Raw genomic sequence first — 24,718 nt, forward strand, 5'->3', positions numbered from 1 at the left:
GCCCTCGTAGCGGAGCTACTAGGGCATTTCGGCAACGCCGCGAGCGTGCGTGCCACGCCCCGCGAGCCCAGATCACAACCCCACACAGGCCCTAGACGCGGTCCCGCCCCTTCCCTTCCACACCCGCATCAGGAGACACACGTGGCCCGGCGACCACTCCCCCGCATCCTCACCAGCGGCAGCGTCCAGATCGCTCGCGGTCGCGATATGGCCCGCACGGCCGCCGACGGCGCCACCGATGTGCTCCATCCGCTGATCACGGTCTCCCGTGGTCTGCGGATGCTCGCCGGCGCCGGCCGCCGGCGGTGGGCCGGGACGCCCAAGGACCGGCGCGGTCCCGCGCTGTTCCTGGTCGCGGCCTGCGTGCTGGTGATCGCGCTCGTCCCGTACGGGCCGCTGCTGGCCCTGATCGGGGTGATGGCCGTGGCCGGCTGGAAGGGGCGGGACCGTACGCCCGTGAGCACCGGGCCCGACGAGGCGGAGGTGCGGCGTCTCCAGTCCCTCTACGAGGCGCTCGTACCGTACTTCTCCGTGCCGGAGGACCCGAGCCCGCTCTTCGCGCACGGCGGCGAGTGGAGTACGGCCTTCGACGGATACGCCTTCGACGACGGGGGCCGGCTCACCCGGCTCCGGCTGACCTACCCCCCGTACTTCCCGGACGGTGAGCCCGACGCGCGCGCCCGCGTCGAGCATCTGCTGCACGCCAAGTCCGGGCGGGGCCGCGAGTACCTCTTCGACTGGGACGAGGAGGCCAATCAGCTCGTGATGACGGTGCTGTCCCCGCTCCCCACCGCCATCGCGGCCCAGCACTTCGTGACCGGTCCCGGGGAGAGCGTGCTCGGCTTCACCGACGAGGGCGCGGTACGGCGCACCGTGCCGGTCGTGGCGGGCGGCGAGGCGCTGGACGCCTCTCCGGTGCTCTGGCGGACCGGCCCGCGCTCCACCGCGCCGCATCTGCTGGTCCTCGGCCGGCCGGGCAGCGGCGCCACCGCTCTGCTGCGCTCGCTCGCGCTCCAGGCGCTCCGCGACGGCGACGGCGACGTGCTGATCGTGGAGGGCAGCGGGACCGGTGAGTTCGCCTGCCTGACCGGGCGCGAGGGCGTCCTGGCCGTGGAGTGCGGGCTGTCCGGCGCGCTGGCGGGCCTTGAGTGGGCCGCGCACGAGACGCAGCGCCGGCTGATCGCCGCCAACCGGGCCCGGCAGTCCGGCCTTCCCGCGCCCCAGGACACCCGCAGACCGCTGTGGATCCTGCTGGACCGGCCGAGCGTCTTCGGCCATCTCGCGGCGGCCGACGGGCGGCCCGATCCGCAGGAGCTGCTCCAGATCCCGCTGCGGCACGGCGGGGCCGTGCACGTGACCGTGGTCGTGGCCGACCAGCTGGACGCGCCCGCCGCGGTCGCCGAGACGGTGCGGTCGCACACCCACGCCCGGGTCGTCCTCGGACCCGTCTCCCCCGCGCAGGCGGAGGCGGTGCTCGGGGCGCCGCCGCACACCACGCCCGTCCCTGACGTCCCGCCGGGGCGGGGTTACGCGCGCCTCGGCGGCGGCCCGGTGCTCAGGCTCCAGGTCCCGGCCACGCCCGACCCGTACGACGAGGCGACGAGCGAGGCGCACCGGCGCGCGGTCCTGGACCTGCTGCCGCCCCGGTCCGCGCCGCCCGCGCCGGTGTCACCGCCGGTTCCGGTGGCGGACGCCGTACCGGACGCGCATGTGGAGCAGGCGCAGGCGCCGGTGGGTGCGCCGGCCGAGGGCTGATCCGTACGGGACCGTCCGGGCACCGCGCCGTTACGCGACGAAGGTGCGCGGCGCGTCCGTGCCGGTGGTCGCGCCGGTCGCCACCAGGCGCGCCGCCGTCGCCAGCCGGGCCGCCGCCTCGACGGCGACCGGGCCGCCGACGGTGAACGGCAGCCGTACGTACCCCTCGAAGGCCCCGTCCACGCCGAAGCGCGGCCCGGACGGCACCCTTACCCCGACCCGCTCCCCCACCTCGGCCAGCCGCGAGCCGGACAGCCCGCCCGTGCGCACCCACAGGGTCAGCCCGCCGTGCGGCACGTGGAACTCCCAGTCGGGCAGCTGGTCCCGTACGGCGGCGACCAGCGCGTCCCGGTTCTCCCGCGCCTGCGCCCGGCGCAGCGCGACGGCCTCCTCCCAGCCGCCGGTCCGCATGAGCCAGTTGACGGAGAGCTGTTCGAGGACCGGGGTGCCGAGGTCGGCGTACGCGCGCGCGGAGACCAGGGAGCGGATCACATCGGGGGCCGCGCGCACCCAGCCGATGCGCATCCCCGCCCAGAATGCCTTGCTCGCCGAACCGACCGTCAGGACCGTGCTGCCGGCCGGGTCGAAGGCGCAGACCCGGCGGGGCATCGCGACATCCGCGTCGAGCGGCAGCTCCGACATGGTCTCGTCGACGACGAGCACGGTGCCCGCGGAGCGCGCCGCGTCGACCAGCTGCCGGCGCTGGTCCTCGTCGGCCAGCGCGCCGGTCGGGTTGTGGAAGTCGGCGACGACGTAGGCGAGCCGGGGCGCGGCGTCGCGCAGCACCTGGCGCCAGCGCGGCAGGTCCCAGCCGGTCAGCCCCTCCGCCATGGCGATCGGGACCAGCCGGGCGCCCGCCTCGCGCATCAGCTGGAGGATGTTGGCGTACGACGGCGACTCGACCGCGATCCGCTCGCCCCGGCCCGCGAAGAGATGGCAGATGGCGTCCATCGCGCCCATCGCGCCGGTGGTGACCATGATCTGTTCCGGCATGGTCGGGATGCCGAGGTCCGTGTAGCGGTCGGCGAGCATCCGACGCAGCGCGGGCAGTCCTGCCGGGTAGTCGCCGTGGGTGTGCGCGTACGGTGCCAGCTCCTCCAGCGCGCCGTGGACGCCCCGGGTGAGCCAGGGTTCGGGGGCCGGCAGGGCGGCGGTGCCGAGGTCGATCATGGAGCCGAGCGACTCGGGGGGCAGCGGTTCGAGGCCGCGCGCGGGCAGCGGGTTCCCCGCAGGTACGGCGGTCCAGCTGCCGGCGCCCCTGCGCGACTCCAGGAATCCCTCGGTGCGCAGCGCCTCGTAGGCGGCGGCGACCGTCGTACGGCTCATGGAGAGGGAGAGCGCCAGTTCGCGTTCGGCGGGCAGCCGGGCGGCGACGGGGACGCGGCCCTCCAGCACGAGCAGCCGGATACCGTCGGCGAGGGCGCGGTAGGCGGGCGGGCGCCGGGTGCCGGCTCCGGGAGGCCCGGTCCGCTGGGCCTGGAGCTGCCGCGCGAGCTGCGCGGCGCCGACCGCGGAAGTCCACTGAGCCATGGAAATCAGTCCACCTTCCCCGGATTGGCCATGGTTGGCGGAGACCGGCCAGCCACAGAGTGGTTTCTACCAGTCCACCATGGATCGGTCCAGGGGGATCGGTCCGGCGTGGAAAGGTCCGCACGGTCCCGCCACCGCACCGGTCCCGCACCGATCCCATCAGGGGGCAGTCTCATGTCCATCACCTCCGGCCCACGGAGTCCGTACCTCGCCCGGCGGCTCGCCCAGCTGTACATCGGGCTCTCGCTGTACGGGGCGAGCGCGGCGCTGATCGTGCGCGGCGGCCTCGGGCTCGAACCGTGGGGCGTGCTGGGGCAGGGGCTGGCCAAGCTGACCGGGCTGTCCCTGGGCGTGGTGTCGATCGTCGTGGGCGCCGTCGTGCTGCTGCTCTGGATACCCCTGCGGCAGCGGCCGGGGCTGGGCACGGTCTCCAATGTGTTCGTGGTCGGCATCACGATGGACGCGACGCTGGCGCTGGTCCCCGACGGCCACGGCCCGGCCGCCCGGATCCCGCTGCTGGTCGCGGGGATCGCTCTGAACGGGGTGGCGACCGGGCTGTACATCACGGCGCGGTTCGGTCCCGGTCCGCGCGACGGGCTGATGACCGGGCTGCACCGGGTGACCGGCCGTTCGGTGCGGCTGGTCCGTACGCTGATCGAGGTGGCCGTCGTCGCCGTGGGCTTCGCGCTGGGCGGTTCCGTGGGCATCGGCACGGTGGCGTACGCGCTGGCCATCGGGCCGCTGGCGCAGTTCTTCCTGCGCCTGTTCGCCATCCCGGAGGCGGCCGGTGGTGGCACGGCCGTCGCCACGGGGTCACCGGAGGGGGCGATACTGCCGCGGTGACCCGACTCCACCATCCCTATCTCGACCGGCCGGGCGCCGTCCGGCCAGGACCGATCGCGTTCGCCCACCGCGGCGGCGCGGCGGACGGCCTGGAGAACACGGCCGCCGCGTTCCGCCGCGCCGCCGCTCTCGGCTACCGCCACTTCGAGACCGACGTGCACGCCACCGCGGACGGCCGGCTGGTCGCCTTCCACGATCCGACGCTGGACCGGGTGACGGACGCGCGGGGCCGGATCGCGGACCTGCCGTGGGCCGAGGTCCGGCGCGCGTCGGTGGCCGGGCGGGAGCCGCTGCCGCTCTTCGAGGAGCTGCTGGAGGAGTTCCCCGAGGCGCGCTGGAACGTGGACATCAAGGCGGCGCCCGCGCTGGAGCCGCTGGTCGGGCTGATCCGCAGGACGGACAGCTGGGACCGGGTCTGCGCCGGCTCGTTCTCGGAGGCCAGGGTGGCGCGGGCGGCCCGTCTCGCCGGCCCCCGGCTGGCCACCTCGTACGGCGTACGGGGCGTGCTGGGCCTGCGGCTGCGCTCGTACGGGATCCCCGCGCCGGTCCGTCCCGGCGCGGTGTGCGCCCAGGTCCCCGAGGCGCAGAGCGGCATCCCGGTGGTGGACGAGCGCTTCGTCCGTACGGCGCACGCGCGCGGTCTCCAGGTCCATGTCTGGACGGTCAATGACGCGGACCGGATGGAGGCGCTCCTCGATCTCGGTGTCGATGGCATCATGACTGATCAACTGGAGACGTTGCGCACCGTGTTGACCGCGCGGAACGCCTGGGACTGAAGGTACGGGGAGGACACGCGGGTGAGCGCCGACACCATCGATACGGCCGGGGAGACGGCGGCCCGCAGACGCGAGCAGCGCGGCTGGTACTTCTACGACTTCGCGTGCTCGGTCTACTCGACGAGCGTGCTGACCGTGTTCCTCGGCCCGTATCTGACCTCGGTGGCGAAGGCCGCGGCGGACGCCGAGGGGTATGTCCATCCGCTGGGCGTGCCGGTCCGGGCGGGCTCGGTCTTCGCGTACACGGTCTCGCTCTCGCTGGTGGTGGCCATCCTGGCGATGCCGCTGGCGGGCGCGGCGGCGGACCGTACGGGGCGGAAGAAGCCGCTGCTGGCGGTCTCCGCGTATCTGGGCGCGAGCGCCACGGCGGGGATGTTCTTCCTGGACGGCGACCGCTATCTGCTGGGCGCGCTGCTGCTGATCGTGGCGAACGCCTCGCTGGCGGTCTCGATGGTGCTCTACAACGCCTATCTGCCGCAGATCGCCGGGCCCGACGAGCGGGACGCGGTCTCGTCCCGGGGCTGGGCGTTCGGCTACACGTCGGGCGCGCTGGTGCTGCTGCTCGATCTGGCGCTGTACACGGGCCACGAGTCGTTCGGGGTGTCGGAGTCGGTGGCGGTACGGATCTGTCTGGCGACCGCCGGGGTCTGGTGGGGTGCCTTCACGATCGTTCCGCTGCGCCGGCTGCGCGACCGCCGGGTGGAGCGCACGGCCGGCGAGGGGGCGGTGGGGACCGGCTGGCGGCAGCTGCTGGCCACGCTGCGGGACATGCGCCGCCATCCGCTGACGCTCTCCTTCCTGCTCGCGTATCTCATCTACAACGACGGCATCCAGACGGTGATCTCCCAGGCGTCGATCTACGGCTCTGAGGAGCTGGGTCTCGACCAGACGACCCTGATCACGGCCGTGCTGCTGGTGCAGATCCTGGCGGTGGCCGGGGCGCTCGGGATGGGCCGGCTGGCCCGGTCGTACGGGGCCAAGCGGACGATTCTGGGCTCGCTGGCGGTCTGGACGCTCATCCTGGCGGCGGGGTACTTCCTGCCGGCCGGCGCGCCCGTCGCGTTCTACGGGCTGGCCGCGGCGATCGGGCTGGTGCTGGGCGGCAGCCAGGCGCTGTCGCGGTCGCTCTTCTCGCATCTGGTGCCCAGCGGCAAGGAGGCCGAGTACTTCTCCGCGTACGAGATGAGCGACCGGGGGCTGAGCTGGCTGGGACCGCTCGTCTTCGGGGTGGCTTTTCAGCTCACCGGGAGCTACCGCGACGCGATCATCTCCCTTGTGGTCTTCTTCGCGCTAGGGTTCGGCCTGCTGGCAAGGGTCCCGATCGGACGGGCGATCGCGGCCGCGGGAAACCCCGTACCGGAGCGTATTTAGACGTTGAACTCAAAGGGCGGTAGTGTACGCGTTTGGCCTGCCAGGCGGACCGTTACTGCGTACTCGACAAACGAAATCGCTGGGTGACATCTCCTGTTAGATGTGACAAACCGGGCGCTGGTGGGTACGCAATCCTTGAAATAGCAACGGCACGACGGGCGACGCAGACCCGCAACGGGAATCTTTACCGCCGACCGGACGTTGACCGGATGACGACGACAGCGACACCTGTCCTGTGGGCGACAAGCCCGGGAGGCACGATTCATGAGTGAGCGAGCTCTCCGCGGCACGCGACTCGTGGTTACCAGCTACGAGACGGACCGCGGCATCGATCTGGCCCCGCGCCAGGCGGTGGAGTACGCATGCCAGAACGGTCATCGATTTGAGATGCCCTTCTCGGTAGAGGCAGAGATTCCGCCGGAGTGGGAGTGCAAGGCGTGCGGCGCCCTGGCACTCCTGGTGGACGGGGATGGCCCCGAAGAGAAGAAGGGCAAGCCCGCACGTACGCACTGGGACATGCTCATGGAGCGACGCACGCGTGAGGAGCTGGAGGAGGTGCTGGCCGAGAGGCTGGCCGTCCTGCGCTCCGGCGCCATGAACATCGCCGTGCACCCGCGGGACAGCCGAAAGTCCGCCTGACCGCGTACAACGCCAGTACCCAGCACAACGCCATACGCACAACAGCACAGAGCCGCGGGCCGCACCACACCTGATGTGGGCGGCCCGCGGCTCGTGCTGTCCCGCCGCTTTCCCGCCGCGGTCAGCGGCCCGGGTGGAGGCCCAGCCGGCCCGGCGACGGGCGGCCCCGGACCTCGCCGAAGTAGAGCGTCATGGTCTGCCGCAGCCGCTCGGCGCCCGCCCGGTCCTCCATGAACGACACGAATCCGTCCAGATGGGCGTTGGGGTACTCCCAGATCGGCTTGAGTCCGCCGGTCGGAGCGACATCGGTGCGTACGTTCCAGCCACCGCCGGCGCTCTGCACCTCCCGGGAGACCGCCCAGTTCAGATAGAGCCTGGCCGCGTGGGGGTGCTTGGCGCCCTTGAGGATCGCCGCCCGCTGGCCCCACGCCATGAACGGCTCGCCGTTCTTCGGCACGATCCAGGTCGCCTTCGCGCCGGGCGTCCGTACGGGTGAGCCGCCGGTCGCCAGCCCCACCGCGCTGGTCCCGGCGTCGACCGCGTCCGCCGGCGTATTGGAGCCGCGTCTGAAGCGCAGGTCCTGCTTGGCCAGCGCGGCCAGCCACTTCCAGCCGTAGGTGTCGACGTACTTCTTGTAGAGGAAGAGCGCGGCGTCGTCGTCATTGGGGTACGTCGAGGCGATCCGGCCCTTCCACTTCGGGTCGGTCAGCTCCCGGGCCGACCCGGGGGCGGCGGCGCCCACCTGGGCGTTGTTGTGGACGAGGCTGAAGGAGTACGCGCCGATGGCGGTCCAGGCCCCGTCCTTGTCCTTGAACTTCTCGTGGACCCGGGCGAACCCGGCGGGCTTGTAGGGCAGGAGCTTGCCCTCTGCCTTCCAGCGGGTGAAGTCCTGGAGGGTCTGGAGCTGCGTCACGTCCGGGACGAGGGTGTCCGTCGCCAGCTGGTTGTCGATCCGGGCGTCGTGGTACTTGCTGTAGTCCACGACCATGTTCAGCTTGATGTCCGGGAACCGCTTGGTGAAGGCGGCCTTCGTGGCGTTCTGCTGCGTCGGGGTGTCACCGCCCGCGTAGATGGTCAGCCGGCCGCCCTCGGCCTTCGCCGCCCGGTACAGCTCGTCCAGCGACCTGGTCTCCTCGCGGACGGCCGGGGCCTTCCCGCCGCTCCCGGTGTCCCCGCCGGTACGGGCCTTGGCCTCGGCACCCGGGGTATCCGCCGCCCCGCCGCCGGCACGGGCCCCGGCACAGGCGGTCGCGGCGAGGGCGAGTGCGGCGACGGCCGCGGTGGCGGTGAGCGCGGGCCGGGAACGGGGGGTGCGGGATATCGCGGGCATACGGGGGACTCCTGCCGGTCACGGTCGGGGAGCCGGCCCGGGGCGCCCGGGCCGGCTCCCCCAGTACCCCTTGAACCGCCCGGCCGGGCGACCTCGGCCGGGCGAACGGGTGACGGGACGGTGACCGTACGCGAGGTGCGTGGGTGGTACGTGGAGTTACGTGGAGTACGTGAGTCCGCTGCCGTCGGAGGGGTCAGGGAGTCAGCGGCGGGCGCGGGCCCTCGTCACCGGGGCGCTGGCCGCTCTGCCGCTCGTCGTTCTTGATGACCTCGCCCTGGACGACCTTGCCGTCGGGCTGGTGCATCCGCGCCTGCTGGTAGGCGTCGGTGAAGCTGCCGGGCACCGCCGCCGCCCTGACCCGCCGCTCCAGCGACTTCTCCGCGTAGCGGCCGAGCATCACCCGGACGAACGGGATCAGCAGGAGCAGGCCCAGGACGTCCGTGAGCACGCCCGGCACGATCATCAGCAGGCCGCCGAGCATCAGGAACCCGTTGCCGGTGGTCGGGGTGGCGCCGCCGACCTCCGGGGTGCCCTGCTGCTGGCGCTGCTGACGCTGGATGGTCTCGGTCAGATTCCGGAAGGCACGGCGTCCGGCGCTCTTGATCACGACGGCGCCGAGCACGATCGAGCCGGCGATCAGCATCAGGAGGGCCAGTGCGCCGGCGGTGTCGGCCACCACGGTGAGCAGCCAGATCTCCAGCACCAGCCAGGCGGCGATGGCCAGGGGAATCAGACTGCGGGCGCGGGAGCGCTTCGGACGGGGGCTGTGCGGCTGGGCGGTCGTCATACGTCCAGTGTGCCCGGTGCCGGATCCGGACGGCGTAAACGCGGGATCAGCCGGATTCAGGGGGATCGGGCGGGGGATCAGGGGCGGGCGGGGCCGGGCGGTCCCGCGGGCTTCCGGCCGAGGAGGCGGTTGGCGCGGGACTCGACGCCCCAGGCGGTGACCCGCCAGAGCGCCTCCACGAGGATGTCCTTGCTCATCTTCGAGTCGCCCAGCTCGCGCTCGACGAAGGTGATGGGCACCTCGACCACATGGCAGCCCGCCGCGACCGCGCGCCGGGCCAGATCGACCTGGAAGCAGTATCCCTGGGAGGCGACGGCGTCGAGGCCGAGGTTCTCCAGGGTCTCGCGGCGGAAGGCGCGGTAGCCGCCGGTGACGTCGCGGATCGAGACCCCGAGCAGGACCCGGGAGTACGTGGAGCCGCCGCGCGAGATCATCTTGCGGGTGGTGGGCCAGTTGACGACCCGGCCGCCAGGCACCCAGCGCGAGCCGAGGACGAGATCGGCGCTCTTGAGGGCGGTCAGCAGGCGGGGCAGCTCCTCCGGCTGGTGCGAGCCGTCCGCGTCCATCTCCACGAGCACGCCGTAGTCACGCTCGATGCCCCAGCGGAATCCGGCCAGATAGGCGGCGCCGAGCCCCTCCTTGCCCTTCCGGTGCAGGACATTGACCTGACTGTCCGCGGCGGCCAGCTCGTCGGCGATCTTTCCGGTGCCGTCGGGGCTGTTGTCGTCGGCGACGAGGATGTCGGCGGCCGGCACGGCGGCCCGCACGCGGGAGACGATCGACGCGATGTTCTCGGCCTCGTTGAAGGTCGGGATGATCACCAAGGCCGTGCCGAGGGGGCCGTACCGCCTCTGGTCACCGTCGTTCACTGCTGCCCCTATTGGATCGCCGTACGCAGAGCCGTACGCAGATGCACCAGCTTAGCGAGCACGCCGGGCCCGCCGACCACCTCGGCGGCAGGGTGTCGAGGGGGCGGTGAGCCCATTGGGGCGGCATTGGGCGGGCATGTCCGGAGATGGGCTGCGGATCGGGACCCGGCGTCCTTCGGGCCGACCTGGGACCCGCTGGCTGCGGGTCGACCGAAAGCCGTTGTCTACTGAACGCCGGGGCCCCATCCGGGTCGCACCCGCCGGCCGGCCGAATCCTTCCTTCGCCGACGAGACGCGGGCGCTGGACCTGGCTCCCAGTGGTGGTGCGCCGGTGCGGCACACCACCCCATGACCCAGCGGCGTTCGAGACTGCAGGGAAGTTGCCGGACGGACATCCATGGTGGACGCGGCCGAACCTACCCGCCGGTGGCGGCTCACTGTCAATAGCCGTTTGACCTGCGTTGTTGACCCGAATCACCAGGTCAGCGGGGAAGATCCGCAGGTCGTGGCGGAGGGTGGCGGACATCGAGCGGCGGTGCGAAATGTCCGTACGTCACTCGTTCGGTCCCACAAATACCGTTTGTCCGGAGACGACGGTCCGCAGGGCCTGGGGCAGCGGGCGTCCCGGCGTGAGATCGGGCAGTCCCGGTGTGCCGGAGCGCGGGTCGGTGGACCAGCGGGCCACCCGGTCGTCCGGCGCCTGGACCACCAGCTCCTCCGTCCGCCAGACCGCGTAGTCGGCGGGGGCGCCGGGCACCAGCGTCCCCGCGTCGTCCCGGCCGATGGCGCGCCAGCCGCCCCGGGTGTGCGCGGTGAACGCGGCGCGTACCGAGATGCGGTGCGCGGGCGTGCGGTGGAAGGCGGCGGCCCTGACCGTGCCCCACGGGTCCAGCGGGGTGACCGGGGCGTCCGAGCCGAAGGCCAGCGGCACACCGGCGCGCAGCAGCGCGGCGTACGGGTTGAGCGTCGCGGCGCGCCCGTCGCCGAGCCGGCGCGCGTACATGCCGTCAGGACCGCCCCAGGCCGCGTCGAAGGCGGGCTGGACGGAGGCGGTGAGCCCCAGGTCGGCGAAGGCGGCGAGGGTGGCGGGGGTGAGCATCTCGGCGTGTTCGACGCGGTGCCTGGCGGCCCGGACGCGGGCGATGCCGAGGCGCTCGGCCGCCGCCCGTACCCCGGCGGCGACGGCGGCGGTCGCCGCGTCGCCGATCGCGTGGAAGCCGGCCTGGAGTCCGGCCTCGGTGCAGGCCACGACATGGGCCTCGATCGCGGCGGCGTCCAGGTGGAGGGTGCCGGTACGGTCCGCGCCGGCGTCGGCGCGGTCGGCGTACGGGGCGCACAGGGCGGCCGTGTGGGAGCCGAGCGAGCCGTCGACGAAGAGATCACCCGCGGCGCCCTTCGCGCCCAGCTCACGGACGCGCAGGGCGCCCTTCGCGTCGCTGATGTGCTCGGCCCAGTAGCCGTGGATCCGGGGTCCTGGCTCGGCCGCCGCCAGGGCGAGCAGCGCGGTGAAGTCGTCCTCGTCGGAGATGTCGGGCCCGGCGCACTCGTGGAGCGTGCCGATGCCGAGCGAGGCCGCCCGCCGCCTGGCCGCCCGCTGCGCCTCGGCGCGCTGCCCGGGGGAGAGCGCGCGGTGGGCGGCGGCGCGTACGGCGTGATGGGCGACGTCGGTCAGCGGGGCGTCCTGGCGGTAGCCGGGCAGTCCGGTCACGCCGGGGACCAGGTCGAGCAGCGCGGTGGTCACCACGGCGCTGTGCACGTCGACGCGCGGCAGGTAGAGCGGCCGGCCGCCCGCGGCGTCGTCGAGTTCGGCGCGGGTCGGGGGGCGGCGCTCGGGCCAGCTGTCGGAGTCCCAGCCGTGACCGAGCAGCACGCCGCCCCCGGTGGCGGGGCGGGCTTCCCGGTGGGCCCGTACGAGGGCGAGCGCCTCCGGCAGGCTCCGCGCGCCGGACAGGTCGAGGCCGGTCAGCGCGAGGCCGGTGGCCGTGGTGTGGACGTGCGCGTCGGTGAACGCGGGGGTGACCAGGGCGCCTTCGAGGTCCATGACCTCGTCCACCCCTTCGGCGAACGAGTCGGCGGCGCCCTCCGAGCCGACCCAGGCGATGTGGCCGCGTTCGACGACCATCGCGGTGGCGAAGGGGTCGGCGGGGCTGTGGACTTCTCCCCCGCGGAGCAGAACGGTGCGGTCGCTGTCGCCGGGGGTGGTGTGCGAGGTCATGGGGACCAGTGTCGTGGGTACGCACACCCGGCGGCCGGGCGGGGCCGGGCAGACGCCGGGCGGAGGTCAGAAGGACGGGGGCCGGGACTCGTACGGTGTCGAGAGCACCACCGTCGTACGGGTGGAGACGCCCGCCAGGGAGCGGATGCGGGTCAGCAGGTGCTCCAGCTCCAGGGGGGTCGCGACACGGACCTTGAGGATGTAGTTCTCGTCCCCCGCCACGCTGTGGCACGCCTCGATCTCCGGCACCACCGCCAGCCGTTCCGCGATGTCGTCCGGCGCGCTCGGGTCGAACGGCTTCGCCGAGATGAACGCCGTCAGGGGCAGCCCCACGGCCTCCGGGTCGACGACCGCCGCGTACCCCCTGATGACCCCGCGCTGCTCCAGCCGCCGCACCCGCTGGTGCACCGCCGAGGTGGACAGGCCGGTGGCCTTGCCCAGGTCGGTGTAGCTCGTCCGGCCGTCCTTGACGAGCAACTCCACGATCTGTCGATCCAACTCCTCCATGCGCATCAACCTATTGCCCCGGGTCGCCTCCGGCACAGTCGGCGGGCGTGCGCGGGGGCACCTGCGGCGGGCATGTGACGAAGACCACAGGCCGCCGGCCGGGTCCGTCGAGACCTTACGGTTACCTGGCGTGCGCGACGGGAATTGCTTGCTGTGGTCGAGACCACAGCAGCCTGGTCGGCCCACCCGAGGGGGAATGTCTCCATGCAGAGCCTGAAGCACGAGTCCGCCGAGCCCGTCGAGTCCCTCGACGACCACGAGGCCGACGAGTACGACACTTACGAGATGTACCGGGTCGTCTGCCCGGACTGCGCGCAGCCGATCGCGCTGCTGGCGGACGAGGACACCCTGCCGGAGCACGCGCTGTGCCCGTCCCCGTGGAATCCGTTCGTGCTCTCGGTCTGCGCCGGTACGGGCCGCGCGGCGGCGGACGCCACGCCCGCCGACGAGGCGCCGGGCGTCCAGGAGCAGGACACCGCCCTGCTCCTGACGCTCCCTCAGGGTCTCGACTGGCGCACCCAGCCGTTCTCCCATGTCGGCGGCCCCGGCTCGCGGCCGGTCAAGGTCCCGAAGGTGCCGGCGCAGCGCCGGCACGCGGCCTGACCGGCCGGTCGCCTCAGCGGCTCTCCGGGCCCACCAGATGGCGCGCGATCACCATGCGCTGGATCTGGTTGGTGCCCTCGACGATCTGGAGCACCTTCGCCTCGCGGAGGTAGCGCTCCGCCGGGAAGTCGGCGGTGTAGCCGTATCCGCCGAGCACCTGGACCGCGTCGACGGCCACCTGCATCGCGATGTCCGTGCAGAACAGCTTGGCCATGGCGGCCTGCGGGGAGAACGGCCGGCCCGCGTCGCGCAGCCGCGCGGCGGCGAGGTAGAGCGAGCGGCCCGCCTCGATCCGGGTGGCCATGTCCGCGAGCAGGAAGCGCAGCCCCTGGAAGTCGGCGACGGGCCGGCCGAACTGGCTGCGCCCGGTGGCGTATTCGACCGCCGTGTCCAGCGCCGCCCGGGCCAGTCCGACGGCGCAGGCGGCGATGCCGAGGCGTCCCGAGTCCAGCGCGGACAGGGCGATGGCGAAGCCCTGTCCCTCGTCGCCGAGACGGCGGCTGTCGGCCACCCGTACGCCGTCGAAGTGGAGTTGGGCGGTGGGCGAGCCGTTCATGCCCATCTTCCGCTCGGGCGGGGCCGCGGTGAGTCCGGGGGCGTCGCCCGGGACGAGGAAGGCGGTGATGCCGCGCCCGCCGGGGCCGCCGGTGCGGGCGAGCACCGTGAGGAAGTCCGCGATCCCGCCGTGGGTGATCCACGCCTTGGTGCCGGTGATCACCCAGTCCTCGCCGTCCCGTACGGCCCTGGTGCTCAGTGAGGCCGCGTCGGAGCCCGAGGCGGGCTCGGAGAGGCAGTACGCGCCGAGCAGGCCGCCGCCCAGCATGGCGGGGAGGTGCTCGGCGCGCTGGGCCTTGGTGCCGTACCCGGCGAGCGCGTGGCAGGCGAGCGAGTGCACGCTGACGCCGAGGCCGACGGTGAGCCGGGCGGCGGCCAGCTCTTCGAGCACCTGGAGGTAGACCTCGTACGGCTGGTCCCCGCCGCCGTACGCGGAGTCGTAGGGAAGCCCGAGGAGGCCCGACTCCGAGAGCAGGGCGAAGAGTTCGCGCGGGAAGCGGCCCGCTTCCTCCTCCTCGGCTGCCGCCGGGACGATCTCCCGGCGGGCGATGTCGTGCACGAGCGCGAGGAGGTCCTCGGACTCCTCGGTGGGCAGCTGACGTTCCACCGGTCGCGGGGCGCGGTCGGACATGGCGGCGCTCTCCTCCCTGTCGGTCGCTACGGCGGTCGCGCGCGCAGGGTGAGGCGGCGCCGCCCACTGAAGTCCGGGGATGTCCCCGGACTGCGATTCTGCCCACTCGACGCCGGCTCCCGGATCACGGGAGCGCTTGATCGAATGGACAGTGGCGTCGAGTATGCCCGATGGGGCCCGGGCCGACCCGACGGATGCCCGGCCGTCGTCAGACACCGTCCGGGAGGCCGGTGAACGGCTTCCAGTCCGGATCCTGCGGCGGCGCCGGGCATTCCGGGGCGAACTCCTCGATCGTGTTCAGCGTGTGCCGCAGCATCCGTACCAGCAGGTCACGCGGGATCTCCCGGCGCAGCTCGTCCCGGTGCGCCAGCCATTCGAGGGTGAGCCACTCGACGCTGCTGAGCCAGCCGAGCAGCGCGAGCCGGGCGATCGGCGGAATGTCGTGGTGGCCGTAGGCGCCGTCGGCGACGGTCGAGACCAGGCCGGTGCGTACGGCGTCGCGGATCTCCTGCACCTGGGTGTCGAAGCCGACTCCCCCGGTGACGATCGTGCGGTACGCGGCCTCGTTGAACTGGGCGAAGCGCAGATACGCCTCGACGGTGCGCTGCACACGCTGGGCGCGCGGGAGGTCGGCGCCGCCGGAGGCGAGCGAGACGAGCTCCATGACCGAGTCCTCGACAATGGCGAGGTAGTAGCCGCGCTTGTTCTTGAAGTAGTAGTAGATCAGCCCTTTGGCGACCCCGGCGTGCTGGGCGATGTCATCGACCGACAGCGCGTCGTAGGAGGTGTTGGCGAACAACTTCCGCCCGGTCGCGATGAGTTCGGAGCGCCTCACCTGCGATCGTATGGATGAGCCACGCTGTTGAGCGCTCTTTAAATTCAACGTCCTGGTCTCCGGCCGCAACGGAATTCCGCAAGAATTCCCGCAGTATCGCAGAGACCCCAGGAGCGTTCGCGCGGTGGCCGCGGAAGCGGCTACAGCAGCCCTGCGTGGGACACGAACACCGCGAGCAGGACGACCAGCGTCCAGCCGAGCAGGTGCTCAAGCAGCTGCGGTTCGTCGTCCTTGGGGCCTCCGGTACGGGCCCGGTCGCGGACGCGGTCGAGCGCGCCGGTGACGGTGGTGAGTGCGGCGGTGGCGGTCATGGGCGTCCGTTCGCTCGTCGGTGACTGGTCCTCCCACGGTGCCAGCGTCCCGGGCCGCCGGGTAGAGACCTACGTCACGGACGCGCGGGCCGGTCGGGCCGGGGCCGGTGAATACGGGGGCGTACGGCACGAAATGTGCCGTACACCACACCGTGTCCGGTCAGAGCAGCCCCACCGACCGCAGTGCCCGGCGCTGGGCGGCGGACGGCTCGGCGGGCCAGTAGACGTAGCAGACGCCGCCGGTGCCCGACACGACCCGGCCCGAGGCGTTGTACCGCTTGGTGCGCAGCCAGATCGTCTCCCACTCGGCGCGGCGGTAGACGCGGCGGACGGACGGATTGTCGGGCGCGGCGGGGTCGTTGGCGATCACGTCGCCGTCGGCGGTGAAGCCGATCAGTGTCATCAGATGGCCCGCCGTGCCGTATCCGGCGCCGGTCAGCTCCTCCTGGAGGAAGGACTGCGAGGTGATGAGGGGGATTCCGGCGCGGACGAGGGTCTCCGCCTCGGTGAGCGAGCCGAGCCGGGTGACGGCGGCGGACATCTCCCGGTAGGTCGCGGCGTACGCGGCGTTGAACGGCCAGTTGCCGCAGCCCTCGTACTGGTGGTCGTAGGTGAACCGGGCCGCGTGGCAGACCTGCGGGTCGGCGAAGTCCGGGTTGACCCAGGCGAGTTCGGCGGCGGTGGGCCCGCGCCCCCAGTACTCGACGATCATCTGCGAGGAGGTGGGGCTGCACCACGCCTCTCCCCCGTTGTCGTACTCCGGGTACTGCCCGAGGTGGGTGTGCTGCGAGTAGCGCGGCACGGTCAGCTCACGGGCGGGCCCCGGCACGGAGGCCGGGACGGTGAACCGGTCGGGGATGTCGGAGGCCATCGCGCCGATCCGGTACACCGTGGGCGTGAGCCCGCTGCCGGGTCTGCGGTGGAGGGTGAGCCGCAGCCGGTACGAGACGATCCGCGTCCCGCTCGCCGTGTCGTCCACCGCGAGGGTGTCGGTCCAGACGCTGCTGCGCCCGTCGCCCTGTCCGTCGACGGAGGTGCGCCGGATGTCGCCGTCGCCGTCCCCGGCGGTCCAGCGGCCCATCACGTACCAGGGGGTGTCGGTGCCGTCCTCGTAACGGCCGCGCAGCTCGATCAGGAGCCAGGTGCCGGCCGGGGTGGCGGCGTTCCAGGAGGCGATCAGCTCGGTGGCGGGGACCCGGGAGCGGTGGGCGGGGCCGGTCCAGGTCGCGTACTCCCAGGTGGTGACCGTCCCGGTGTGCGGATCCTGGTAGTCGGTGGTGCCCGCCGGGGTGCCGATCACCAGCGCGGGACGGGGGCCGGGGACGGCCCGGGTGCCGCGGCCGGTGCCGGCGCGCCAGTCGGCGTACGAGGCCCAGAAGGCGTTCTCCACGAGGGGCTCGGCGAGGGGCTCGGCAAGCGGCTGGGCAAGCGGCTCGGCGCCGGCCGTTCCCGCGCCCGCGCCCGCGGTGACGGCTGCTGCGAGGGCGGCGGTGAGTACGGTCCTGCGCGAAGTGGGACTGGTCATGAGACCTCCGGATCGACAGCGGGGGCGGAAACGGCGGTGCGTGACAGTCGTCCACTATCGCGGCTCCCGTCCGGCGACGGGGGCGATTCGCGCCGCGTCGTGCGGCGAATACCGGGCTCGTAGGGTGGACGGTATGGACGACCTGCCCGATCTCGCCGCCGCGCTGCGCGCCCTGCCGCCCTCCTGCGGTCCCGTCCGGCTGATCGCCGTCGACGGCCACGCGGGCTCGGGCAAGAGCACCTTCGCGGTCCGGCTCGCGGCGGCGCTGGGCGGCGCGCCCGTACTGCGGCTCGACGATCTGGCCAGCCACGAGGAGCTCTTCGCGTGGACGCGGCGGCTGACGGAGCAGGTCGTGGAGCCACTCGCGCGGGGCGCGTGGGCGCACTACGGCGTGTACGACTGGACCGCGCGCCGGTTCGGTGCCTCACGCGCTCTGGAGCCGGCGCCCGTGGTCGTCGTGGAGGGCGTGGGGGCCGGGCGGCGGGCGCTGCGTCCCCGGCTCGCCCGGCTGTTCTGGATGGACCGGGGCGCCGAGGAGTCCTGGGAGCGGGGGCGCCGGCGCGACGGACCCGCGCAGTCGGCGTTCTGGGACGGCTGGACAGTGGCGGAGACTCGCCATTTCGCGACGGACCCCTCCCGGCCCTTCGCCGACGCGCTGGTACGGGAGGGACGCATGGGATACGAGGTGCTGCCGGGCCCCCGGAACACCCCCGGCCCCGACCGATTCATCACGCACGGTGATCACCGGCGACCGACGCGTTGAGCGGAAACAGCCGACTCCGAGTGTGTCCCCAACTCGGCTTGACCCAGGGGCCGTACAGGTCTTACGTTCTCAATGTGCGGCTTTTCGGAGCCGCCGCGGACGCGAAGCCCCCGATTGTTCCCCCGTGATCGGGGGCTTCGTTCTGCCCTTTTCGCGGTTTTTCGCGCGCCCGCGCGTCCGCTCCCGCTCACGGTGGGTCACTGCCCGAAGCGCGGCATCCGCCCTTAGTCGCACACACTCTGCGCAGGTACGATGCCTCTCAGTGCGGTCAATTCCCGTCCGCGACACAGTGGTTCGGTCCGCCGCCGACGGGCGTTCGCCCGGCGGGACATCACGGGGCACGGTTTGTGGGGGACCTGATGGACAGCGGCACGCAGGGTACGGGCGCCCCGGCCGACCTCGCCTGGGCGCGCGGCGTGGACGCGTACACCATGGGGGCGTATCCGCAGGCGGAGGACGAGTTCCGGACGGCCGTCAGGCTCGACCCCGGGATGGCCGACGGCTGGCTGGGGCTGCACGCGCTGCGCGTCGACACCACCTCCGCCCTGCTCCACATGTACCGGCACCGCGACCGCTTCGGCGAACAGCGCTCCCGGCACCGCCGTACCTTCAACTCCTGGTACTGGCTGGGCTGGTGGGTCCAGCCGGTGCTGGAGAGCGGCCGGGATCTGCTGCTCGCCCACGCCTCGCACTGGCTGGACGGCCGTCATGTCCCCGAGCTGGACCGGGCGTTGGCCGGGCTGCCGCCGGTCGACGCGGATCCGCAGGTGCGCTTCCTGCACGCCTGCCGGGCCTATCTGGTCAAGGACTGGGAGCAGTTGGTGCGCCACACCGAGCCGCTCGTGCACGATCCGCTGCTGGGGATCGAGTCGGGGCTCTTCGGCGGCATGGCCCGGGTCCGGCTGGAGATGTACGGGCAGGCCGAGCCGCTGCTCGCGACCTCCCTGATGCGCTGCCGCAGCGAGCAGCCCCAGCGCAAGGAGCTGCGCTACTGGCTGGCGCGCGCCCATGAGGGCACCGGGCGCTCCGCCGCCGCGCTGCCGCTCTACCGGGCGGTCCACCGGCTGGATCCCGCGTTCATGGACACCGCCGCCCGGCTCGCGGCGATCACCGACTCCGACGGATACGAGGGCCCCGACGATCCGATGGGGCTGGCCTCCGCCTCCGTGGCGCCGGCCAGGTTCGGCCAGGATCTCGCCGACGCGGAGGGCGCCCCGCCGCCCGAGCGGGGCGAGAGCGAGGGTCCGCCGCCGGGGCCCGACCCGCTGTTCGGACGGGAGGCGCCGCCGTATCCGGGGCCCGGTGGCGGCCCGGCGGGGAGCGGCCCGCCCGCCGCCGTACCCGACCCCATCAGGGAGAAGGCCCCGCCGTCTGCCGGGCCGCCGGCCGCCCCGCGCTTCCCCGAGGGACCGACCGATCCGGCGCTGCTCGCGCAGGCGCTCGCCGAGCTGGAGCGGATGGTCGGCCTCGAACCGGTGAAGCGCCAGGTCAGAGCGGTCTCCGCGCAGCTGAACATGGCCCGGCTGCGGGCCGGCGAGGGGCTGCCCGTACAGCCGCCGAAGCGCCACTTCGTCTTCTCGGGCCCGTCGGGCACCGGCAAGACGACCGTCGCCCGCATTCTGGGGCGGATCTTCTACGCGCTCGGGCTGCTCGGCGGCGATCATCTGGTGGAGGCCCAACGGGCCGATCTGGTGGGCGAGTTCCTCGGCCAGACCGCCGTCAAGGCGAATGAGCTGATCGACTCGGCGATCGGCGGGGTGCTCTTCGTCGACGAGGCGTACAGCCTCTCCAACTCCGGTTACAGCAAGGGCGACGCGTACGGCGACGAGGCCCTTCAGGTGCTGCTGAAGCGCGCCGAGGACAACCGCGACCACCTCGTGGTCATACTCGCGGGCTATCCGGAGGGCATGGACCGGCTGCTCGCCACCAATCCGGGGCTCTCCTCGCGCTTCACCAGCCGGGTGGACTTCCCCAGCTACCGGCCGCTCGAACTCACCGCGATCGGCGGGGTGCTGGCCGCCGAGAACGGGGACGTGTGGGACGAGGAGTCCGCCGACGAGCTGCGCTCGATCAGCGGGCACGTGGTCGACCAGGGGTGGATCGACGAGCTGGGCAACGGCCGGTTCGTCCGCACGCTGTACGAGAAGAGCTGCGCCTACCGCGATCTGCGGCTGTCCGGCTACAGCTCCCTGCCGACCCGCGACGATCTCGCGACGCTGCGGCTGCCGGATCTGATGCAGGCGTACGGCGAGGTCCTGTCGGGCCGCGGTCCGGTGGACCGCGGCCCGCAGGAGTAGGGCCTCCCGTTCGGGCGGGCGCGCGCCGGTGGTCAGCGGGCCAGCATCTGGCCCGCCCGGTCGGAGCGCTGCTCGCCCACGAGGGACGCCGGCGCGGTCACCGCCCGGTGGGAGGGGTCCCGTACCTCTCCGACGAGCATTTCGAGGACGTCCTCCAGCGCCACCAGGCCGAGCACCCGCCCGGACGCGTCCGCGACCTGGGCGAGATGGGTGGCCGCGCGGCGCATCACGGTCAGCGCGTCGTCCAGCGGAAGCTCCGCCCGCAGGGTCGCCATCGGCCGCCACACGCGCTGCGGTACGGCCTTCTCTGCGGCCTCCAGGTCGAGGACGTCCTTGACATGCAGGAAGCCCATGAAGGCGCCGCTGCCCTCCGCGCAGACCGGGAAGCGGGAGAAGCCGGTGCGTACCGTCAGCTCCTCGATCTCGCGCGGGGTGACCGCGGGGGTCACCGTGACCAGGGAGGCGCGGGTGAGAAGGACGTCGGTGACCGGGCGGCTGCCCAGCTCCAGCGCGTCCTCCAGCCGCTCCTGCGCCTCTGGTTCGAGGAGTCCCGCCTGGCCGGAGTCCTCGACGAGCCGGTTGAGCTGCTCGCTGGTGAAGACCGCCTCGACTTCGTCCTTCGGCTCGACCCGGAAGGCCCGCAGCACCAGCGTGGCGCAGGCGCCGAGACCGGCGGTGACCGGCCGGCAGAGCCGGGCGAAGCCGACCAGACCGGGGCTGAGCCAGAGCGCGGTCTTCTCCGGGGCGGCCATGGCGAGGTTCTTGGGGACCATCTCGCCGATGACCAGATGCAGGAAGACCACCAGCGCCAGGGCGATGACATAGCCCAGCGGATGGATGAGGCCCTCCGGCAGCCGGACCGCGTGGAAGACGGGCTCCAGCAGGTGCGCCACCGTGGGCTCGGCGACGGCGCCGAGCGTCAGGGAGCACATGGTGATGCCGAACTGGGCCGCCGCCATCATCTGCGGCAGGTTCTCCAGCCCGTACAGCGCCTGCCTGGCACGGGCCGAGCCGCGCGCGGCGTGCGGCTCGATCTGGCTGCGGCGTACGGAGACGAGCGCGAACTCGGCGCCGACGAAGAAGCCGTTGGCGAGGACCAGGAGCAGGGCGAGGACGAGTTGCAGGGCGCTCATCGGACGCCCTCCGCCATCGCCGGGGCGGGCGCCTGAGCCGGAGCCGCGCCGGACGGCACGTCCGCGGGCACAGCCTCGGGCGCTTCCACGGGCGCGTCCGCCGGTATGTCGGCCGGTACGTCCGCCGGTACGTCCGTGGGCCGTTCCGGCAGGCTGCCCGCAGGGGCGTCGCCGGTACGGACGAGCCGTACGCGTTCGGCCCGGTAGCGGTCCACCTGGCGTACGGAGAGCCGCCAGCCGGGCAGCTCCGCCCGGTCGCCCGGGGCCGGGATACGTCCCAGCAGGTCGGCGACGAGGCCGGCCAGGGTCTCGTAGGGCCCCTCCGGCACGTCGAGCCCGATCCGCCGCAGGGTGAGCACCCGGCAGCTGCCGTCGGCCTCCCAGGCGGGCCGGCCGTCCTCGGGGGCGACGGGCACCGGATCGGGCCTGCCGTCGCCCTCGGCGTCGTGCTCGTCGCGTACCTCGCCGACGAGCTCCTCGATGATGTCCTCCAGGGTGACCACCCCGGCCGTACCGCCGTACTCGTCGACCACGACGGCTATCGGCTGCTCGCTGCGCAGCCGCTCCAGCAGCTGCTGCACGGGCAGGGTCTCGGGGACGAGCAGCGCCGGGACGGCGATCCGTCCGGCGGGGGTGCGCTGCCGCTCGGCCACGGGTACGGCGAGCGCGTCCTTCAGATGCACCATGCCGACGATCTCGTCGATGCGCTCCCGGTAGACGGGGAAGCGCGACAGTCCGGTGGCCCGGGTGAGGTTGAGGACATCGGCGGCGGTCGCGTCGGTCTGGAGGGCGCTGACCTTCACCCGGGGCGTCATCACGTGCTGTGCGGTGAGCCGGCCGAGGGAGAGGGTCCTGACGAAGAGGTCGGCTGTGTCCTGTTCGAGGGCGCCGGCCCGCGCGGAGTGGCGGGCCAGGGAGACGAGTTCACCGGGGGTACGGGCCGAGGCCAGCTCGTCGGTCGGCTCCACGCCGAAGAGCCGGACGAGCCGGTTGGCCACGGCGTTGAGCAGCGAGATCACCGGCCGGAAGACGGTGGAGAAGCGGTGCTGCGGTCCGGCCACGAACCGGGCGACCTGGAGCGGTCTGGAGACCGCCCAGTTCTTGGGCACGAGTTCGCCGATCACCATCTGGACGGCGGAGGCGAGCAGCATGCCGATCACCACCGCGATCCCGGAGACGGCCCCCTGGGGCAGTCCGGTCGCGGAGAGCGGCGCGTCGAGCAGTTCGGCGAGCGCGGGCTCGGCGAGCATGCCGACGACGAGCGAGGTGATGGTGATGCCCAGCTGGGTGCCGGAGAGCTGGAACGAGAGTTCCCGCAGGGCCCTGACAACGGTACGGGCACGGCGGTCGCCCGCCGCCGCCGCACGCTCGGCGTCGGAACGGTCCACCGTGATGAGGCCGAATTCGGCGGCCACGAAGAACCCGTTGGCGAGGATCAGAAGGAACGCTGCGGCAAGCAGCAGAAGGGGGATGATCATGCCGCCGCCTCGTCGAAGGGGGCGGCGCAGGTACTACCGGACGATCCGTCCATTGCTGGAGGGAGTCACTCCTCGGGTCGCAGGATGCCCCGCCGGCCGGACGTGGCCGTCGAGTGCGGGGCGGGGCGCGCTCGGCGCCTCCGCCACCAGAGTAATCAAGAGGGAGCGGCGAGGGCAGTGCCGTGGGCGGTGAGTGACCCGGGGACGGTCACCCGGCGGATGGTCGGCGCCGGCTCCCGGCAGGGACCTTCAGCGCCCCGGCTCGCCGTCCGCGGCGGCGCGGGACTCCGTGAGGGCGCGCAGCGCGCGGGCGTCACGGATGGCGTGGTTCCTGGCCACACCGGGCTGGATGCCCAGGGCGGGCAGGCTGCTGCCGTCGCTGAGGTCGAGGAAGACCCAGGCGTCGCCGGGCCGCAGATTGACGCGCAGGATCTCGGCCCACTCCAGCCGCCGGGTGCGCGTGATGTTCACGACAGTCACCCCGGTCTCGTCGGCCACGACCTTGGGTCGGCTGAGCAGCGCCAGCACGGCGAAGAAGGCCAGGGCCGTGAGGACGAAGGTCAGCCGCTCCCCCGCGCCCAGCTGTTCCAGCATCAGGCCGATGGCCGAGATGACGGCGAACATGACCGCCCCGACGGTCAGCAGGACGGCCCGGGTGCGGGTCGGCCGGAAGGTGACCGGAAGGGCGGGCGGAGCCTGCTGGGGCGCGGGGGCGGCGTCGGACGCGGACATCAGTTCTCGGGCTTCCCGGTGGAGGTGGGTGGCGCGGGCGGGCGTCAGAGACGGCAGGCGTGGATGGCCGTGGTGAGGATCGCGCGGGCGCCCAGCTCGTACAGGTCGTCCATGATCCGCTGCGCCTCCTTGGCGGGGACCATCGCGCGGACGGCCACCCAGCCCTCGTTGTGCAGCGGGGAGACGGTCGGGGACTCCAGACCGGGGGTCAGGGCGACGGCGCGCTCCAGGTGCTCGGCGCGGCAGTCGTAGTCCATCATCACGTACGTACGGGCGACGAGGACGCCCTGGAGCCGGCGGAGGAACTGGCGCACCTTGGGCTCTTCGGCGTCGGCGCCGGTGCGGCGGATCACGATGGCCTCGGAGGTCATGATCGGCTCGCCGATCACTTCGAGGCCCGCGTTCCGCAGGGAGGTGCCGGTCTCGACCACATCGGCGATGATCTGGGCGACGCCCAGCTCGATGGCGGTCTCGACGGCGCCGTCGAGGTGGACGACGGACGCGTCGACGCCGTGGTCCGCGAGGTGCTTGGCGACGATGCCCTCGTACGAGGTGGCGACGGTCATGCCGCCGAAGTCCTCGACGCCGGCGGCGGTGCCGGGCTTGGTGGCGTACCGGAAGGTGGACCGGGCGAAGCCGAGCGGGAGGATCTCCTCCGCCTTGGCCTGCGAGTCGAGCAGCAGGTCGCGGCCGGTGATGCCGATGTCGAGCCGGCCGGAGCTCACGTAGATCGCGATGTCCCGGGGGCGGAGGTAGAAGAACTCCACCTGGTTGTCCGGGTCGACGAGGACGAGTTCCTTGCTCTCCTTGCGCTGCTGGTAGCCGGCCTCATGGAGCATCGCCGACGCAGGCCCGGAGAGTGAACCCTTGTTGGGGATGGCGATGCGCAGCATGAGGTCGGCTTCCTTCGTGCGGAATTCTTACGGAGAGGTGGAGATACGTGCTCGTACAGGCTCAGAGATGGGCGTACACGTCGTCAAGGGAGATTCCGCGCGCGACCATCATCACCTGGACGTGGTAGAGGAGCTGGGAGATCTCCTCGGCGGTGGCTTCCTTGCCCTCGTGCTCGGCGGCCATCCAGACCTCGGCCGCCTCTTCGACGACCTTCTTGCCGATGGCATGGACCCCCTTGCCGACCAGTTCGGCGGTGCGGGAGGTGGCGGGATCGCCGTGGGCGGCCTTGTGCTGGAGCTCGGTGAACAGCTCCTCGAACGTCTTCTTCGGCATGGTGGC

The 24,718-nt window shown here is 72.7% G+C and carries 23 protein-coding genes; 8 read left to right on the forward strand and 15 right to left on the reverse strand.

Translation table 11 applies throughout. The features are described 5' to 3' along the window. The first annotated feature begins 141 nt into the window (after window positions 1–141). On the forward strand, window positions 142–1,755 hold the full coding sequence (locus tag AB0389_RS04305) for a hypothetical protein (protein WP_366393785.1): 1,614 nt from the start codon (window positions 142–144) through the stop codon (window positions 1,753–1,755). Window positions 1,756–1,785: 30 nt separating this feature from the next. On the opposite strand, the gene AB0389_RS04310 is transcribed toward AB0389_RS04305, so the two are convergent. Further along, window positions 1,786–3,285, reverse strand: a complete 1,500-nt coding sequence (locus AB0389_RS04310; protein WP_366393786.1) for a PLP-dependent aminotransferase family protein — start codon at window positions 3,283–3,285, stop codon at window positions 1,786–1,788. Between the two features lie 174 nt (window positions 3,286–3,459). On the opposite strand from AB0389_RS04310, the gene AB0389_RS04315 reads away from it, so the two are divergent. From AB0389_RS04315 to AB0389_RS04330, 4 genes are all read left to right on the forward strand, one after another. Then, window positions 3,460–4,128 carry a hypothetical protein gene (locus AB0389_RS04315; RefSeq protein ID WP_366393787.1) on the forward strand — a complete coding sequence of 223 codons (669 nt, stop codon included), beginning with the start codon at window positions 3,460–3,462 and terminating at the stop codon, window positions 4,126–4,128. Continuing rightward, window positions 4,125–4,904, forward strand: coding sequence for a glycerophosphodiester phosphodiesterase family protein (locus AB0389_RS04320; protein WP_366393788.1), 780 nt, complete (start codon window positions 4,125–4,127; stop codon window positions 4,902–4,904). The genes AB0389_RS04315 and AB0389_RS04320 overlap by 4 nt, the downstream gene beginning before the upstream one ends. Window positions 4,905–4,925: 21 nt before the next feature. Further along, window positions 4,926–6,275, forward strand: coding sequence for an MFS transporter (locus AB0389_RS04325; protein ID WP_366393789.1), 1,350 nt, complete (start codon window positions 4,926–4,928; stop codon window positions 6,273–6,275). Window positions 6,276–6,539: 264 nt separating this feature from the next. Further along, a complete protein-coding gene (locus tag AB0389_RS04330) occupies window positions 6,540–6,914 on the forward strand; it encodes an RNA polymerase-binding protein RbpA (RefSeq protein WP_114627560.1) in 375 nt (124 codons plus the stop codon). 121 nt (window positions 6,915–7,035) lie between these two features. On the opposite strand, the gene AB0389_RS04335 is transcribed toward AB0389_RS04330, so the two are convergent. The 5 genes from AB0389_RS04335 to AB0389_RS04355 form a co-directional block, all read right to left on the reverse strand. Next, the gene (locus tag AB0389_RS04335; RefSeq protein ID WP_366393790.1) at window positions 7,036–8,244 is read right to left on the reverse strand and encodes an extracellular solute-binding protein; all 1,209 of its coding nucleotides are present in this window, start codon (window positions 8,242–8,244) and stop codon (window positions 7,036–7,038) included. Window positions 8,245–8,437: 193 nt separating this feature from the next. Beyond that, window positions 8,438–9,031: an FxsA family membrane protein gene (gene fxsA / locus AB0389_RS04340; protein WP_366393791.1), complete on the reverse strand. Its 594-nt coding sequence runs from the start codon at window positions 9,029–9,031 to the stop codon at window positions 8,438–8,440. A 77-nt stretch (window positions 9,032–9,108) separates the two neighbouring features. Then, window positions 9,109–9,900 carry a polyprenol monophosphomannose synthase gene (locus AB0389_RS04345; RefSeq protein WP_366393792.1) on the reverse strand — a complete coding sequence of 264 codons (792 nt, stop codon included), beginning with the start codon at window positions 9,898–9,900 and terminating at the stop codon, window positions 9,109–9,111. A 553-nt stretch (window positions 9,901–10,453) separates the two neighbouring features. Continuing rightward, window positions 10,454–12,115, reverse strand: coding sequence for an amidohydrolase family protein (locus AB0389_RS04350; RefSeq protein WP_366393793.1), 1,662 nt, complete (start codon window positions 12,113–12,115; stop codon window positions 10,454–10,456). A 66-nt stretch (window positions 12,116–12,181) separates the two neighbouring features. Further along, a complete protein-coding gene (locus AB0389_RS04355) occupies window positions 12,182–12,622 on the reverse strand; it encodes an Lrp/AsnC family transcriptional regulator (protein ID WP_366393794.1) in 441 nt (146 codons plus the stop codon). Window positions 12,623–12,826: 204 nt separating this feature from the next. Here AB0389_RS04355 and AB0389_RS04360 point away from each other — a divergent pair, with 204 nt between their 5' ends. Then, entirely contained in the window at window positions 12,827–13,225 is a 399-nt protein-coding gene (locus AB0389_RS04360; RefSeq protein ID WP_366393795.1) for a hypothetical protein, read from the forward strand. A 13-nt stretch (window positions 13,226–13,238) separates the two neighbouring features. Here the strand turns inward: AB0389_RS04360 and AB0389_RS04365 are convergent, their stop codons facing one another. The 4 genes from AB0389_RS04365 to AB0389_RS04380 form a co-directional block, all read right to left on the reverse strand. Further along, window positions 13,239–14,411, reverse strand: a complete 1,173-nt coding sequence (locus AB0389_RS04365) for an acyl-CoA dehydrogenase family protein (protein WP_366393796.1) — start codon at window positions 14,409–14,411, stop codon at window positions 13,239–13,241. Between the two features lie 208 nt (window positions 14,412–14,619). Continuing rightward, on the reverse strand, window positions 14,620–15,246 hold the full coding sequence (locus AB0389_RS04370) for a TetR/AcrR family transcriptional regulator (RefSeq protein ID WP_366393797.1): 627 nt from the start codon (window positions 15,244–15,246) through the stop codon (window positions 14,620–14,622). A 140-nt stretch (window positions 15,247–15,386) separates the two neighbouring features. Continuing rightward, on the reverse strand, window positions 15,387–15,557 hold the full coding sequence (locus tag AB0389_RS04375; protein ID WP_366393798.1) for an SCO1431 family membrane protein: 171 nt from the start codon (window positions 15,555–15,557) through the stop codon (window positions 15,387–15,389). 160 nt (window positions 15,558–15,717) lie between these two features. Next, window positions 15,718–17,082, reverse strand: coding sequence for a peptidase C39 family protein (locus AB0389_RS04380; protein WP_366393799.1), 1,365 nt, complete (start codon window positions 17,080–17,082; stop codon window positions 15,718–15,720). Window positions 17,083–17,215: 133 nt separating this feature from the next. On the opposite strand from AB0389_RS04380, the gene AB0389_RS04385 reads away from it, so the two are divergent. Together AB0389_RS04385 and AB0389_RS04390 are read left to right on the forward strand one after the other, a co-directional pair. Beyond that, entirely contained in the window at window positions 17,216–17,845 is a 630-nt protein-coding gene (locus tag AB0389_RS04385) for a hypothetical protein (protein WP_366393800.1), read from the forward strand. A gap of 359 nt (window positions 17,846–18,204) precedes the next feature. Beyond that, window positions 18,205–20,142, forward strand: a complete 1,938-nt coding sequence (locus AB0389_RS04390) for an AAA family ATPase (protein WP_366393801.1) — start codon at window positions 18,205–18,207, stop codon at window positions 20,140–20,142. A 32-nt stretch (window positions 20,143–20,174) separates the two neighbouring features. On the opposite strand, the gene AB0389_RS04395 is transcribed toward AB0389_RS04390, so the two are convergent. From AB0389_RS04395 to AB0389_RS04415, 5 genes are all read right to left on the reverse strand, one after another. Next, entirely contained in the window at window positions 20,175–21,275 is a 1,101-nt protein-coding gene (locus AB0389_RS04395; RefSeq protein WP_366393802.1) for a hemolysin family protein, read from the reverse strand. After that, window positions 21,272–22,753 (reverse strand): hemolysin family protein, encoded by a 1,482-nt coding sequence (locus AB0389_RS04400; protein ID WP_366393803.1) that lies wholly within the window; start codon window positions 22,751–22,753, stop codon window positions 21,272–21,274. The genes AB0389_RS04395 and AB0389_RS04400 overlap by 4 nt, the downstream gene beginning before the upstream one ends. Before the next feature lie 249 nt (window positions 22,754–23,002). Further along, the gene (locus tag AB0389_RS04405; RefSeq protein ID WP_366393804.1) at window positions 23,003–23,485 is read right to left on the reverse strand and encodes a PH domain-containing protein; all 483 of its coding nucleotides are present in this window, start codon (window positions 23,483–23,485) and stop codon (window positions 23,003–23,005) included. Between the two features lie 44 nt (window positions 23,486–23,529). Next, a complete protein-coding gene (hisG, locus tag AB0389_RS04410; protein WP_366393805.1) occupies window positions 23,530–24,378 on the reverse strand; it encodes an ATP phosphoribosyltransferase in 849 nt (282 codons plus the stop codon). Between the two features lie 61 nt (window positions 24,379–24,439). After that, window positions 24,440–24,712: a phosphoribosyl-ATP diphosphatase gene (locus AB0389_RS04415; RefSeq protein WP_114658215.1), complete on the reverse strand. Its 273-nt coding sequence runs from the start codon at window positions 24,710–24,712 to the stop codon at window positions 24,440–24,442. Between the last annotated feature and the right edge of the window lie 6 nt (window positions 24,713–24,718).

This window comes from Streptomyces sp. NPDC093109, assembly GCF_040701725.1.
In the GTDB taxonomy this organism is placed as follows: Bacteria; Actinomycetota; Actinomycetes; order Streptomycetales; family Streptomycetaceae; genus Streptomyces.